The organism is Streptomyces sp. NPDC058291 (assembly GCF_042880855.1).
Taxonomy (GTDB): Bacteria; Actinomycetota; Actinomycetes; order Streptomycetales; family Streptomycetaceae; genus Streptomyces.
The window spans coordinates 98168-113644 of the sequence record NZ_JBHVYK010000008.1 but is presented as its reverse complement, the minus strand read 5'-3'; the positions used below and the strand labels follow the sequence as shown (position 1 = coordinate 113644).

Annotated in this window: 9 protein-coding genes; 7 read left to right on the top strand and 2 right to left on the bottom strand. The window is 72.6% G+C overall.

All coding sequences use genetic code 11. The features are described 5' to 3' along the window. The first annotated feature begins 298 nt into the window (after positions 1–298). The 7 genes from ACFVYK_RS06390 to ACFVYK_RS06360 all read left to right on the top strand — a co-directional run bounded on the left by ACFVYK_RS06390 (position 299) and on the right by ACFVYK_RS06360 (position 13794). On the top strand, positions 299–4645 hold the full coding sequence (locus ACFVYK_RS06390; RefSeq protein ID WP_389769345.1) for a molybdopterin-dependent oxidoreductase: 4347 nt from the start codon (positions 299–301) through the stop codon (positions 4643–4645). Between the two features lie 204 nt (positions 4646–4849). Further along, the gene (locus ACFVYK_RS06385) at positions 4850–8755 is read left to right on the top strand and encodes a glycoside hydrolase family 2 TIM barrel-domain containing protein (protein ID WP_389769342.1); all 3906 of its coding nucleotides are present in this window, start codon (positions 4850–4852) and stop codon (positions 8753–8755) included. A gap of 283 nt (positions 8756–9038) precedes the next feature. Further along, the gene (gene lpdA, locus ACFVYK_RS06380) at positions 9039–10451 is read left to right on the top strand and encodes a dihydrolipoyl dehydrogenase (protein WP_389769241.1); all 1413 of its coding nucleotides are present in this window, start codon (positions 9039–9041) and stop codon (positions 10449–10451) included. A gap of 583 nt (positions 10452–11034) precedes the next feature. Beyond that, complete coding sequence (locus ACFVYK_RS06375) at positions 11035–11376, top strand: hypothetical protein (protein WP_389769238.1); 342 nt, start codon at positions 11035–11037, stop codon at positions 11374–11376. A gap of 49 nt (positions 11377–11425) precedes the next feature. Then, positions 11426–12916 (top strand): AlkA N-terminal domain-containing protein, encoded by a 1491-nt coding sequence (locus ACFVYK_RS06370; RefSeq protein WP_389769236.1) that lies wholly within the window; start codon positions 11426–11428, stop codon positions 12914–12916. An 18-nt stretch (positions 12917–12934) separates the two neighbouring features. Continuing rightward, positions 12935–13432: a methylated-DNA--[protein]-cysteine S-methyltransferase gene (locus ACFVYK_RS06365; RefSeq protein ID WP_389769234.1), complete on the top strand. Its 498-nt coding sequence runs from the start codon at positions 12935–12937 to the stop codon at positions 13430–13432. A 161-nt stretch (positions 13433–13593) separates the two neighbouring features. Continuing rightward, positions 13594–13794 carry a DUF2191 domain-containing protein gene (locus ACFVYK_RS06360; protein WP_389769231.1) on the top strand — a complete coding sequence of 67 codons (201 nt, stop codon included), beginning with the start codon at positions 13594–13596 and terminating at the stop codon, positions 13792–13794. 4 nt (positions 13795–13798) lie between these two features. On the opposite strand, the gene ACFVYK_RS06355 is transcribed toward ACFVYK_RS06360, so the two are convergent. Beyond that, positions 13799–14296 carry an NUDIX domain-containing protein gene (locus ACFVYK_RS06355; protein WP_389769228.1) on the bottom strand — a complete coding sequence of 166 codons (498 nt, stop codon included), beginning with the start codon at positions 14294–14296 and terminating at the stop codon, positions 13799–13801. Beyond that, a complete protein-coding gene (locus tag ACFVYK_RS06350) occupies positions 14293–15429 on the bottom strand; it encodes an ADP-ribosylglycohydrolase family protein (RefSeq protein WP_389769224.1) in 1137 nt (378 codons plus the stop codon). The genes ACFVYK_RS06355 and ACFVYK_RS06350 overlap by 4 nt, the downstream gene beginning before the upstream one ends. Between the last annotated feature and the right edge of the window lie 48 nt (positions 15430–15477).

The window sequence follows — 15477 nt, the reverse complement described above, 5'->3', positions numbered from 1 at the left end:
GCGGGCCCGTTCCCGCCTCCGGCCCCGGGAACGGTGCGCTCGCCCTCCATGACGGGCGCGATCCGCCGCTCACACCCGGCCGCCGCTCGCTGTGCGCCGGGCTTAACCCCTGGCCGCCGGTCCGGGAGACACCTGCGTAATGCACGGTTCGTACGGTCGCAGAGGCTTTCCAGAGACTCTCACCAGGCCGACCGACAGACAGAAAGGGGCGCCCGTGGCCGTGCCGGACCCGCGGACCGACAGCGCGACCGAGACGAAGGTGCGCACGGTCTGCTCGTATTGCGGCGTCGGCTGCGGCATGGTCCTCGACATCGGCTTCGGACCGGACGGCCGCCGCACGGTGCTGAAGGCGTCCGGCGACAAGCGGCACCCGGCGAACTTCGGCCGGCTGTGCACCAAGGGCGCGACCACCGCCGACCTGCTCGCCGCGCCCGGCCGGCTGAGCACCGCCCTCGTCCGCCCGGACCGCGGCGAGGAGGCGGAGCCGGCCCCCGTCGACGCGGCGGTCGCCGAGACGGCACGGCGGCTGCGGGCGATCGTCGACGAGCACGGTCCCGACGCGGTCGCCCTGTATGTGTCCGGGCAGATGAGCCTGGAAGCGCAGTATCTGGCGAACAAGCTCGCCAAGGGGTATCTCCGCACCAACCAGATCGAGTCGAACTCCCGCCTGTGCATGGCCAGCGCGGGAACCGGTTACAAGCTGTCTCTGGGCGCCGACGGTCCGCCCGGCTCCTACGACGACCTCGACCGGGCGGACGTCTTCCTCGTCATCGGCTCCAACATGGCCGACTGCCACCCCATCCTCTTCCTGCGGATGATGGACCGGGTGAAAGCGGGTGCGAAACTGATCGTCGTCGATCCCCGCCGCACCGCCACCGCCGCCAAGGCGGACCTGTTCCTCCAGATCAGGCCCGGCGCCGACCTCGCCCTTCTCAACGGTCTGCTGCACCTGCTGCACGAGAACGGTCACACCGACCCGGAGTTCGTCGCCGCGCACACCGAGGGCTGGGAGGCGATGCCGGAGTTCCTCGCGGACTACCCGCCCGCCACCGTCGCGGAGCTCACCGGCATCCCCGAGGCGGATCTGCGCGAGGCCGCCCGGCTGATCGGCGAGGCGGGGGAGTGGACCAGTTGCTGGACCATGGGCCTCAACCAGTCCACGCACGGCACCTGGAACACCAACGCGCTGGTCAACCTCCACCTCGCCACCGGCGCGATCTGCCGCCCGGGCAGCGGGCCCTTCTCCCTCACCGGCCAGCCCAACGCCATGGGCGGCCGGGAAATGGGTTACATGGGACCGGGGCTGCCCGGCCAGCGTTCGGTCCTCGTCGACGCCGACCGCGCCTTCGTCGAGCGGCTGTGGGGGATCGAACCGGGCACGATCAGGGCGGACGGCGTCGGCAAGGGCACCGTGGAGCTGTTCCGCAGACTGGCCGACGGCGACATCAAGGCCTGCTGGATCATCTGCACCAACCCGGTCGCCTCCGTCGCCAACCGCCGGACGGTCATCGAGGGGCTGGAAGCAGCGGAGTTCGTGGTCACGCAGGACGTCTTCGCCGACACCGAGACCAACGCCTACGCCGACATCGTGCTGCCCGGCGCCCTGTGGACCGAGACCGAGGGCGTCCTCGTCAACAGCGAGCGCAACCTCACTCTCGCCCGGCCGGCCGTCGACGCACCGGGAGAGGCGAGGGCCGACTGGCAGCTCATCGCGGCCGTCGCCTGCGCCATGGGTTACGAAAGCGGCTTCTCCTATGACAGCGCAGAGCAGATCTTCGAGGAGATCAAGCAGGCCTACAACCCGGTAACCGGTTACGACCTGCGCGGAGTCACCTACGACCGACTGCGCACCGCCCCCGTGCAGTGGCCGGCCGCAACGGCCGACGGGCCGGACCGCAACCCGATCCGCTACGTCGACGACGACGGCTCGCTCACCTTCCCCACGCCCTCCGGCCGCGCCGTCTTCCATCCGCGTCCGCACGTGCCGCCGGCCGAGATGCCCGACGAGGACTACCCGTTCGTCCTGAACACCGGACGTCTGCAGCACCAGTGGCACACCCTGACCAAGACCGCCAGAGTGGCCAAGCTCAACAAGCTCGATCCGGGCCCGTTCGTCGAGGTGCACCCGGAGGACGCGGCCGCGCTGTCTCTCGCCGACGGCGACTCCGTCGAGGTCGCCTCTCGGCGCGGGCGGGCCGTGCTGCCCGCCGTCGTCACCGACCGGGTGCTGCCCGGCTCGTGCTTCGCTCCCTTCCACTGGAACGACCTGTTCGGCGAGTACCTCAGCGTCAACGCGGTCACCAGCGACGCCGTCGACCCGCTGTCCTTCCAGCCCGAGCTGAAGGTGTGCGCCGTGTCGCTGACGAAGGTCTCGACACCGGTTTCCGTGCAGTTTCCGACGGCCGAGGCGCCCCGCCCGCAGGGGCCCCCCACCGCGGCGCCACGCACCGCCACACCGTTCGTCGAGGCGTCCGCGGTTCCCGCCGGCCCGACGTCCTTCGCCCAGGCCACCTCGTCGGCCTCCGCCCCCGGCGCCGCGCCTCAGCCCATGGGCGGCGCGTTCCTCCCCACGGCGGCGCAGCCCTCGGCGTCTGCGTCCGCGGCCGCCGTCTTCGGCCTGGATCCCGCCCCGCCACCGGTCCTGACCGAGGGGGAACGCCGGTACCTGGTCGGCTTCCTCGCGGGCGTCCCGGCCGGCGTCCCGGGAGTGCCGGTCCTGCCGCCGGACGCGCCGTTCAGCCCCGAACACGCTCTGTGGGTCAACGGCGCCCTGGCCGGCATGTACTCCCGTGCCGGCGCGGGTCCGACACCCGCCCCGGCGCGGCAGGTCGTGATCCTGTGGGCCTCGCAGACCGGCACCGCCGAGGACTTCGCCGCCGCCACCGCCGCACGGCTCACCGAGGGCGGCCACGCGGCCTCGCTGGTCGCCATGGACGAGGCCGATCCCGCCGCCCTGCCCTCCGACGCCGACCTGCTCCTGATCACCAGCACCTTCGGCGACGGCGACGCGCCCGACAACGGCGCCGGCTTCTGGGACGGCCTCGCCACGCTGGACACCGGCCGGCTGGAGGGACGCCGCTACGCCGTCCTCGCCTTCGGCGACTCCTCGTACGACGACTTCTGCGGCCACGGCCGCCGACTGGACCGCCGCATGGACGAGTTGGGGGCGCTGAGGCTGGCCCCGCGCACCGACTGCGAACCGGACTACGAGACGGAGGCGGAGGCCTGGTTGGACCAGGTGCTCACCGCGCTGAAGGAGGCCACGGAGCGGCAGCCCGCGGGCCACGCCGAGCCTTCGCCCTCGCGGTCGGCCTCGTTTCCGCAAGCGATTACCGCCTCCGAGCCTTCGCCCTCGCGGTCGGCCTCCCTTTCGCAAGCGGTTACCGCCTCCGTCACCGCAACCCCGCCCGCCGCTATCCCGCCGGTCGCGGCACCGACCACGCGGACCCCGACCACGCGGACCCCGGCCACGGCAGCCCCGTCCCTCGCCGTCCCGGTCACCGCGGCCCCGCCCCGCCCGGGACGCCCCGCCCCCGTCACCGCCCGGCTCGCCGGCAACCGTCTGCTGAGCCGTCCGGGCTCCGGCAAGGAGGTCCGGCGCTTCACCTTCGACACCCGCGACAGCGAGACCCCGCTGGTCTACGAGGCCGGGGACGCGCTCGGCGTGCGCCCCCTCAACTCGCCCGGGCTGGTGTCGGAGTGGCTGGCCGTCACCGGGCTCGACGCGCACACGCCGGTGCGGGTGAACGGCGTCGGCGAGGCGCCGCTCGGCGAGGCGCTGCTGCGCCGTCTCGACATCACCCGGATCACCCCGGCGCTGCTCCGCTTCGCCGCCGACCGCACCCGTGACCCGCGCGAACTGCGCAAGCTGCTGCGCCCCGACAACAAGGGCGAGCTGGCGAAGTGGTCCTGGGGCCGTCAAGCCGTCGACGTGGTGGCCGAGTTCGGCGTCCGTGCCGACGCCCAGGAGTGGGCCGAGCTGCTGGGGCGGCTGCAGCCGCGGCTGTACTCCATATCGTCCAGTCCGCTCAGCGACCCCCACCTCGTCTCGCTCACCGTCTCCGTCGTGCGGTACGAGAACCTGGCCGGCCGTTCCCGGCAGGGCGTCTGCTCGGCCTTCCTCGCCGACTCCGGACCGGGCGCCGAGGTCCCCGTCCATGTGCAGCGCTCCCCGCACTTCCGTCCGCCCGCCGATCCGGCGACCCCGATGGTGATGGTCGGACCGGGCACCGGCGTCGCGCCCTTCGTGGGATTCCTGGAGGAGCGCCGGGCGCGTGGGCACCGGGCGCCCAACTGGCTGTTCTTCGGCGAGCAGCGCCGGGCGACGGACTTCTTCTACGAGCAGGAGCTGACCACCCTGCTGGCCGACGGCTCCCTGGCCCGTCTCGACACCGCTTTCTCCCGTGACCAGCGGGCCAAGGTCTACGTCCAGGACCGGATCCGCGAGCACGGCTCCCAGCTGTGGTCCTGGCTCCGGGACGGGGCCCACTTCTACGTCTGCGGCGACGCCTCACGCATGGCGAAGGACGTGGACCGGGCCCTGCGGGACGTCGTCGTCGTCCACGGCGGCCTGAGCGAGGCGGAGGCGGCGGCCTATGTGAAGCAACTCGCCTCCGACAAGCGGTACGTGCGGGACGTGTATTGACGGGAGTCGACAAAAAGTGACCCTGATGTCCGCGGGCGTCAAGTGGCGTTGCGCCGAAGAGAGTTGATATTCGGCCATCGCGGCGCGTCTATGTTCGTTTATCCAACAGGAGTGGACAAGATCTGACGCACCCTCCGTCCGTGCAGAGCCGCACGGTTCGCCCTGAGGAAGGTCGTGGTCATGACCCACCCGCACGAGTCGTCCATGGACCGACCGGACCGCCCCCGGTGGGCGGAGCCGCACCGCCGCCCGCGCCCGGCCGTCAGCCGCCGCCGTCTGCTCGAAGGGTCGGCCGCCGTCCTCGGCGCCCTCGCCCTGTCCGGGCCCCTGGCCGCCCACGGCGCCGTCGCGGACGACGCCGCGCCCGAGTGGAACGGGCGTATCGACGTCTTCCGCCTCGGCGCCGAGGACCCGCACACCACCCTCATGCCGTACGCGGACCTCGCCCAGGCCCTGACCGCCGACCGAACCCGCTCCCCGTACCGGCTGAGCCTCGACGGCGCCTGGAGGTTCGCCTACGCCGACCGTCCCGGCGACCGCGACGTCGACTTCCACCGCACCGACCTCGACGACAGCGGCTGGGACACCGTCCCCGTCCCCTCCGCCTGGCAGCTGCACGGTTACGACCGCCCGATCTACATCAACATCACCTACCCGTGGTGGGGCCCCAACGGCCTCGGCGAGGAGGCGCAGCCGCCGGCCGCCCCCACCCGTTACAACCCCGTGGGCCAGTACCGCCGCACCTTCACGGTCCCGCGCGGCTGGACGGGGCGCCGGACGTTCCTCCACTTCGAGGGGGTCAAATCGGCCCACTACGTATGGATCAACGGTGTGCTGGTCGGTTACCACGAGTCTTCCTACGACCCCGCCGAGTACGACGTCACCGACCACCTCAAGCCGGGAACCAACCAGATCGCCGTGGAGGTCTACCGCTACTCCGACGGCGACTGGCTGGAGGACCAGGACATGATCCGGCTGAGCGGCATCTTCCGCTCGGTCTACCTGTACTCCACGCCGGCCGTGCACCTGCGCGACTTCCGGCTGGACACCCCGCTCAGCCAGGACTACGGGGCGGCCGAGCTGTCGGTCACGGCGAGCGTGCGGGACTACGGCGGACACGGCGCCGGCCGGTACTCCGTCGAGACCCAGCTCTACGACGCGGGCGGCCACCCGGTCTGGTCCCGGCCGCTGCAACAGTCCGTCGCACTCGCCGCGGGCGACGAGACGACCGTCCGGGCCGCCAAGGCCGTGCCCGAGCCGCGGCTGTGGTCGGCCGAGCACCCCGAGCTGTACACGGCCGTGCTCCGCCTGCGCGACCAGGCCGGAAAAGTCATCGAAACCCTTTCCCACCGGGTCGGTCTGCGCGAGTTCGCGCTCAAGGACGGCCTGATGCGCATCAACGGCAAGCCGGTGTCGCTGCGGGGCACCAACCGCCACGAGATGCATCCGCGGCGCGGTTCGGCCCTCACCCGCGCGGACCTGGCCGAGGACATCGGCATCATCAAGCGGCTCAACATCAACGCCGTCCGCACCTCGCACTACCCCAACAACCCGCACTGGCTCGAACTCGCCGACGAGTACGGCCTGTATCTCGTCGACGAGACCAACCTCGAGACCCACGGCATCCGGGGCGAGTACCCCGGCGACCACGCCGAGTGGACGCGGGCATGCGTGGCGCGCGCGCAGAGCATGGTCCACCGCGACAAGAACCACGCCTCGGTCGTCATCTGGTCCCTCGGCAACGAGGCCGGCGGCGGCAGCACCTTCACCGCCATGCACGACTGGATCCGCTCCTACGACACCACCCGTGTCATCCAGTACGAGGGCGACGACCGCCCGGGGATCAGCGACATCCGCTCCGAGATGTACGACAGTCCCGGCCGCGTCGAGGCACGGGCCGAGGACACCGGCGACACCCGGCCGTACGTCATGATCGAGTACTCCCACGCCATGGGGAACTCCAGCGGGAACTTCAAGAAGTACTGGGATGTCGTGCGCCGTCACGACGTGCTCCAGGGCGGCTGGATCTGGGACTTCGTCGACCAGGCCCTCGAGTGGCCCACTCCGACCCGCAAGCTGTTCACCGAGGCCGGACCGGGCGCGCTGCGCGGCGAGATCATCGCCCCCAGCGGAGCGTTCACCCGTGACAAGGGGCTCACCGGCGGTACCGTCTTCGCCCGTGACCCGCGCCTCGACCTCACCGGCTCCCTCACCCTGGAGGCGTGGATCACCCCGCGCGTAACCGGTTACCACCAGCCCGTCATCGCCAAGGGCGACACCCAGTACGCCCTCAAGCAGAGCGACAGGACGCTGGAGTTCTTCATCTACGGCAGCGGCCAGTGGATCGCGGTCGGCTGGGCGCTGCCGGACGACTGGACCGGCGCGGAACACCATGTGGCGGGCGTCTTCGACGCGGCGACGGGCACCCTGACCCTCCATGTCGACGGCGTGGTCCGGGCGACCCGGACCACCACGGTGCGCCCCGCCGTGAACACCGCGCCCCTGTCCCTGGCCACCGACGTCGACAACCCGACCCGGGAGTTCAGCGGCGCCGTCCGGCGGGCGCGCGTGTACGCCCGGGCGCTGAGCGCCGCCGAACTGGCCGCCGACGGCCGCGGCCCCGGCGACGACGGCGTGCGGTTCTGGTTCGACGCCGCCACCGTCGCCTTCACCGAGGAACGCCCCCGCGAGCGCACCTTCTACGCCTACGGCGGCGACTGGGGCGACAACCCCAACGACGGGGCGTTCTCCGGCGACGGCATCGTCACCGCCGACCGGGGAGCGACCGGCAAGTCCGCCGAGATCAAGCGGATCTACCAGGCGATCGGCGCGGCCCCCGCCGCCGGCCGGCTGCTCGCCCCCTCGGGCGCGGTCACCCTCACCAACGAGCACCTCTTCACCAACGTCCGTGAGTTCGAAGGCCGTTGGGAGCTCGTCGCCGACGGCCGGACGGTCCAGCGCGGGACGCTGAGCCGGGCCCAGCTGGACGTGGCGCCGCTGTCGAGCAAGGACGTCACAGTGCCGTTCAGGCTGCCGCGCGACCCCGCCCCGGGCACGGAGTACTTCCTGCAGCTGTCGTTCACCACCAGGCGGAGCTCCAAGTGGGCCGAGGCCGGTCACGAGGTGGCCCGGCAGCAGCTCGCCGTCGACGCCGGCAGCCCCGCCGTCACCCCCGTGCCGCTGGACGCCGTCCCGGCCCTCGGCCACCAGGAGGACGAGCAGGCGGTCACCGTCAGCGGCAGGGACTTCTCGGTCACCGTCGACAAGAGGACCGGCGTCATCACCTCGTACCGCGCCGGCGGCCTCCGGCTGCTCACCTCCGGGCCCGCGCCGAACTTCTGGCGCGCCCCCACCGACAACGACCGGGGAAACGGCCAGCACACCCGCAACCAGACCTGGCGCGACGCCGGCGCGCGCCGCACGGTGACCGGGGTGAGCGTACGGGCGCTGCGCGACCGGGCCGTCGAGATCCAGGTGTCCGGCACCCTGCCCACCACGACGCGGTCGTCGTACACCACCACCTACACCGTTTTCGGAAACGGGGAGATCAAGGTCGACAACACGCTGCACCCGGGGGCCGCGAACCTGCCGTACATCCCGGAGGTGGGCACCCTGCTGTTCCTGCCCGCGCGTCTGGAGCATCTGCACTACTACGGCCGCGGTCCCGAGGAGAACCACTGGGACCGCAACGACGCCACCGACGTGGGTCTGTACTCCGGCACGGTCACCGGGCAGTGGACCTCGTACCTGCGTCCGCAGGAGAACGGCAACAAGACCGACGTCCGCTGGGCCGCCCTGACCGACGGCGCAGGCGCCGGTCTGCTCGTCAGCGGCGAGCCGCTCCTGGAGGTCAACGCCTCGCACTTCACCCCGGAGGACCTGTCGGTCGGGGCCCGGCACGACTACCAGCTCACCCCCCGCAAGGAGGTCGTGCTGCGCCTGAACCACCGCCAGATGGGCGTGGGCGGCGACAACAGCTGGGGCGCGCACACCCACGACGAGTACAAGCTGTTCGCCGACCGCGACTACGCGTACACCTACCGGCTGCGGCCGCTGACCGACCTCAGCAAGGCGACGCAGGCCTCCCGGCGGCCCACGGCGACGTCGTAGGAGAAACGAGAAGAGACGAGGGGACGAGAAGAGACCGGGGGACGAGAAGAGACAAGGAGACGGGGAGAGACAGGGAGACGGCAGACGGGAGAGACAAGGAGACGGGGCGCGGCCGGCGCTCGCCGAGCGACGATCGTGCCCCGCCGCCCCTCGCCCGCCCCGCAGGCGTGAGCCGCACCACGGGTCGCGGTGTTCGATCACTCACGCATTCTCTCCGGCGACACGGGAGAATCGGACGGGAAGGACGATCACCCGTCACGAACCCCACGGAAAAGGAACTCCTATGCCCGAGCAGGACGAACGCTTCGACGTCGTGGTCCTCGGCGCCGGCCCCGGCGGTTACGTCGCCGCGGTCCGCGCCGCCCAGCTGGGCAAGCGCGTCGCCGTCGTCGAGGAGAAGTACTGGGGCGGTGTGTGCCTCAACGTGGGCTGCATCCCCACCAAGGCACTGCTGCGCAACGCCGAACTCGCCCACATCTTCACCCGCGAGGCCAAGACCTTCGGCATCAGGGCGGAAGGCCAGGTCAGCTTCGACTACGGCGAGGCCTACCGCCGCAGCCGCAAGGTCGCCGACGGCCGGGTCAAGGGCGTCCACTACCTGATGAAGAAGAACAGGATCACCGAGTTCGACGGCCGCGGCGAGTTCGTCGACGACCACACCCTGCGGGTGACCGGTGTCGGCGGGGAGACCCGCACCATCGGCTTCGACCACTGCGTCATCGCCACCGGGGCCACCCCGAAGCTGCTCCCCGGCACGAAGCGCAGCGCCCGCGTGGTGACCTACGAGGAGCAGATCCTCGCCGACGACCTCCCGCAGTCGATCGTCGTCGCCGGAGCCGGCGCCATCGGCATCGAGTTCGCCTACGTGCTGCACAACTACGGCGTGAAGGTGACGATCGTCGAGTTCCTGGACCGGGTCGCGCCCCTGGAGGACGCCGAGATCTCCGCCGAACTCGCCAAGCAGTACCGGAAGTTGGGCATCGACGTGCTCACCTCCACCCGCGTCGAGTCCATCGACGACTCCGGCCCGCGGGTGCGCGTCAGCGTCACCGGCAAGGACGGCGCCCAGCAGGTGCTGGAGGCCGACAAGGTGCTGCAGGCGATCGGCTTCGCCCCGAACGTGACGGGGTACGGCCTGGAGAACACCGGCGTGAAGGTCACCGAGCGCGGCGCGATCGACGTCGACGGCCGCTGCCGCACCTCCGTGCCGCACATCTACGCCATCGGCGACGTCACCGCCAAGCTCATGCTCGCGCACACCGCCGAGGCGATGGGCGTGATCGCCGCGGAGACCCTCGCGGACGCGGAGACCATGGAGCTGGACTACGTCATGATCCCGCGCGCCACCTACTGCCAGCCCCAGATCGCCAGCTTCGGCTACACCGAGGCCCAGGCCCGCGAGCTCGGCCACGACGTCAAGGTCGCCAAGTTCCCGTTCACCGCCAACGGCAAGGCGCACGGCCTCGGCGACGCCACCGGCTTCGTGAAGCTGATCAGCGACGCCCGGTACGGCGAGCTGCTCGGGGGGCACCTCATCGGCCCCGACGTCACCGAGCTGCTGCCCGAGCTGACCCTGGCCCAGCAGTGGGACCTCACCGTCCACGAGGTGGCCCGCAACGTGCACGCCCATCCCACCCTGGGCGAGGCCGTCAAGGAGGCCGTGCACGGCCTGGCCGGCCACATGATCAACATGTAGCGCCCTCGACCTGTGGCCATACCGACCTGGAGCCCCATCGTCCCGTAGCTCCCGTAGCTCCCGTAGCTCCCGTGGCTCCCGTGGCTCCCGTGGCTCCCGTGGCTCCCGCACGACCCCGCCCGGCGGGACCGTTCACCCGGACGGGCCCGCCGCGCTCGCCGTCGACGCGAGTCCGGGATCTGCTGGCCTCCACCGGACCGGACCGGACCGGACCGGACCGGACCGGCCCGGACCGGATGCCGGCCGACCGGCCCGGACCTGCGCCGAGGGCCCTCGTGCGGGACTGACGCCGCGCAGCTGGGGACGTCCAGGGCCCGGGGTGCGGGGCGCGGCGCGGGAGGCGGAGCGCGCCCGCCGGTGACCTGGCCGTCACCGGCCCCACCGCGATCCGGCCCGCCGCGAAAGGACCACCCCGCATGAGCCCGAGCGCCCCGGCAGGCGACCCGCACGGCGAGATCGGCACCGCCTGGTCGTCCCGCGCGGGGGACCACGACCGCCCGCTCCGCCCGCTCCGCCGGACGGCCGGAGCGGCGGCAGTGCGGCCTTCGCCGGCGTCCTGATGCTGTGCGGCGGAGTCCTCGCCGTGCTGCAGGGCGTCGCGGCCGTCGCCGGGGACGACGTCTACGCCCGCGTCGGCTCCTACGTCTACCGGTTCGGTCTCACCGGCTGGGGCCGGGTCCACCTCGTCCTCGGCGCCGCCACGGCCGCCACCGGCGCGGCCCTGCTCCAGGGCATGGCGCGGGCCCGCGGGGCGGGCGTGCTCCTGGCCGGCATGAGCCTCGTCGCCCAGTTCCTGTTCCTGCCGTACGAACCGCTGTGGTCGATCACCGTCATGGCGGTCGACGTGTTCGTGATCCGGTCCCTGGCGACGGCGCCGGGGACGGAGCGACCGTCTCTCCGACGACGCCGGCCGCCCCGAGGATGATGTCGGATTCTCGCCAGCGGGGGAGCGGCCGCGGGGCGATGCTGGACGCATGCGGAACGGGATGTACACCGATCGAGAGCGTTGTGCGCGCGCCGTGCGGTCCAAGGACGCGCGCTTCGACGGCTGGTTCTTCACGGCGGTGCTGACCACCGGCATCTACTGCCGGCCGAGCTGCCCCGTCGTGCCGCCCAAGCCGGAGAACATGGTCTTCCAGCCGAGCGCCGCCGCCTGCCAGCAGGCCGGCTTCCGCGCCTGCAAGCGCTGCCGGCCCGACACCAGCCCCGGCTCACCGGAATGGAACCAGCGCGCCGACCTGGTGGCCCGCGCGATGCGGCTGATCGCCGACGGCGTCGTCGACCGCGACGGTGTGCCCGGCCTCGCCGCCCGTCTCGGCTACAGCGCCCGCCAGGTGGAGCGCCAGCTCCTCGCCGAAGTCGGCGCGGGTCCCCTCGCGTTGGCCCGCGCCCAGCGGGCACAGACCGCCCGCCTCCTCGTCGAGACGACCGAACTGCCCATGGCTGACGTCGCGTTCGCCGCCGGCTTCACCTCCGTGCGCACCTTCAACGACACCGTCCGCGAGGTCTTCGCGCTCTCCCCGAGCGCCCTGCGCACCCGACTCCCGCGCAGAACGACCTCCCTGCCCGCGGCCACCCCGGGCACGCTCGTGCTGCGCCTCCCGTTCCGTGCTCCCCTCAACCCCGACAACCTGTTCGGGCACCTGGCCGCGACCGGCGTCCCGGGAGTGGAGGAGTGGCGGGACGGCGCGTTCCGGCGCACGCTCCGGCTGCCGTACGGGCACGGCGTCGTGGCGCTCACCCCGAACCCCGACCACGTCGGCTGCCGGCTCACCCTCAGCGACCTGCGCGACCTCACGGTCGCCATCAGCCGGTGCCGCCGCATGCTCGACCTGGACGCCGATCCGGTCGCCGTCGACGACCAACTGCGCACGGACCCGCTGCTCGCTCCCCTGGTGGACAAGGCCCCCGGCCGCCGGGTGCCGCGCACGGTCGACGAGGCCGAGTTCGCCGTCCGGGCCGTGCTGGGCCAGCAGGTCTCCACCGCTGCCGCCCGCACCCACGCGGCCCGGCTGGTCACCGCCCACGGTGACCCGGTCGACGATCCGGAAGGCGGCCTCACCCACCTCTTCCCCACCCCCGAGGCGCTCGCCGCCGTCGATCCCGACTCCCTGGCGATGCCGCGCACCCGCCGCGCCACCCTCACCGGCCTGGTCGCCCAACTGGTCGGTGGAAAGCTGTCGTTGGGGGTGGAGAGCGACTGGACGCAAGCACGCGAACGGCTCCTCGCGCTGCCCGGCTTCGGGCCCTGGACGGTCGACGTCATCGCGATGCGCGCCCTGGGCGACCCCGACGCGTTCCTCCCCACCGACCTCGGGATCCGGCGCGCCGCACGGGACTTGGGCCTGCCCTCCACCCCCGCGGCGCTCACCGCCCGCGCGGCCGCCTGGCGACCCTGGCGGGCGTACGCCGCGCAGTACCTCTGGGCGACCGACGTCCACCCGATCAACTTCCTTCCCGTCTGACTCCGTCAAGGACGTTCCGTGAAACAGCACACCGTCATCGACAGCCCCTACGGCGACCTCACCCTCGTCGCGGACGAGGGCGTCCTGTGCGGCCTCTACATGACCGGACAGCGCCACCGCCCACCGCAGGAGGATTTCGGCCCCCGCGACGACACCCTCTTCGGGGAGGCCGAGGAGCAGCTGGCCGCCTATTTCGCCGGCGAGTCGAAGGAGTTCACGCTCGAACTGCGGCTGCACGGCACCCCGTTCCAGCGCAGCGTCTGGGACCGGTTGCGCACCATCCCGTACGGCGAGACCCGAAGCTACGGGGAGCTGGCCCGCGCCCTCGGCAGCCCCGCGGCCTCCCGCGCGGTGGGCCTGGCCAACGGCCGGAACCCCGTCGGCATCATCGTCCCCTGCCACCGCGTGATCGGCGCCGGCGGCGGCCTCACCGGCTACGGCGGCGGTCTGGACCGCAAGCAGCGCCTGCTGCGGTTCGAGAGCGGCGCCGCCCCCAGCGGGACCACGCTGTTCTAGGCGCCGCGTTCCCCGGGCGATGCCGGAGTCCGTGGAGACCCCGGCCCAGCTGAGGATGGCGACGAGGGGCTTGCCCATGGGCCGAGCGCAGGCCGGGGGCAGCGCCGGCCGCGAGCGGACAACGCCCCCGGGGCGGGCCCGTCCGGTGCTACCGTCCCGGCATGGCGAAGGTCACCCTCTCGCTCGACGCCGAACTCGTCGTCGAGGTCATGGTGTTCACCGGCGTGGGCAGCCCGCAGGACGCCGTCGAGGTCGTCGTCCGCGACCACATCGAGCGCGGCCACCGCACGGAGGCCCGCACGGCCGTCCGCGACGAGGCGCTGCGCGAGGTGGACGGCAAGCCGCGGGACGTGGAGGGCTGAGCGCTCAGCCCACCGGACGGCCGTTCTCCAGTTCGGCCGTCACCGAGCCGTCCGCCAGGGCGTCCAGGGCCGCCAGCACCCGGTGGCCCAGTGAGCCGAGCAGGAAGTCGGCGAGCTCCTCGCGCGGCACCAGCCGCCAGGACAGCAACTCCTCCTCCTGCAGCTCGATCGCCCCGAGAGCCTCCTCGTCGAGGACTCCGCCGTCGTACACGTACGCCACCTGCGGCGGACGGCCGGGGCCGACCGTCCAGTCCACGGCGAGCAGCCGTCCGAGCTCGCGGTCCAGACCGATCTCCTCCAGCGTCTCGCGCCGTGCGCCCTGGCGCGGGCTCTCGCCGTCGTCGGACTCGATCGTGCCGCCGGGCAGGCCCCAGCCCTCCCGGTAGCCGGGTTCGACGAGCAGGACCCGTCCCTCGGCGTCGCGGAACAGCGCGGCGGCGCCCGCCAGGACCCGGGGCAGAGAGGCGACATGGGTGGCGAAGTCGCTGCTGGACGTGCTCATGGGGGAACGGTAGACGGCGGCGCGCCGCCCGGTCCCTGGGTCGGCGGGGCTTCCCCCGGAGGGCTGTGGCCCTCGGCCAGCCGTACGGTCCGCCGGGCCAACTCGCTGATCCGGGCGCCGTCGAAGCCGAACACCGCGCTGCGCACGGTGTCCTGCAGCGGCTGCGTCCACTGGGGCGGGATCGCCGACGCCCCCGTGAGGACGCCCGCCACCGACCCGGCCGTCGCGCCGTTGGAGTCGGTGTCCAGCCCGCCGCGCACGGTGAGCGCGAGGGTGCGGGTGAAGTCCCCGTCGCCGTACAGCAGTCCCGCGGTGAGGACGGCGACGTTGGGGACGGTGTGGATCCAGCCCAGGCCCGCCGTCTCCCGCGTCATCGTCGCGAGCGTGTCCTCCCAGCTCATCCGGGTGGCGTGGAGGGCGGCGACGCGGCGCACGGTACGCGCCAGGCGGCTGCCCGGCGGGACGACGGCCAACGCCTCGTCCAGGGCGTGGCGCACCGTCGGCGCGACGAACGCCGCGGAGATCAGCGCCGCCGCGAACATCGCGCCGTACACGCCGTTGCCGGTGTGCGAGAGCACCGCGTCCCGGCGGGCCAGGGAGGCGGCGCGGCGCGGGAGCCCCGGGCTGGTCCAGCCGTGCACGTCGGCGCGGATCAGGGCGCCGATCCATTCCTGGTAGGGGTTGTCGTAGGTCGCCGTCAGCGGCGGCTTCAGGCCTGCGGTGAGGTTGCGGTAGGCGGCCCGCTCGGCGGTGAACGTCTGCAGATACGGCAGCCGCGACAGCCACAGATCGCCGACCTGCTCGGTGCTGAAGCCGAAGCCGTGCGTCTCCAGCAGGTCGAGGCCGAGGATCGCGTAGTCCACGTCGTCGTCGCGGCAGCTGCCGTGGACGCGGCCGCGCACGCAGTCGCGCCACTCCGGGCGCAGCAGGAGGGCGTCCTCCTCGTCGGCCGGCTCGGGCAGGTAGTCGGTGAGCGGCAGGGCGTCGGCCCGCCGCAGCCAGCGGTCGATGCGCTCGCGCGTCCACACCTCGCCCTGCTCGACCGGTTTGCCGAGCATGTTGCCCGCGATCCGGCCCAGCCAGCCTCCGAGGACGCGGTCGGCGAGGTCCGCCGGGCCGTCCACAGCAGTCATGCCTCCGGTCTACCCGATCGCGGGGGGACACGCCCGGCTTCCACCGGT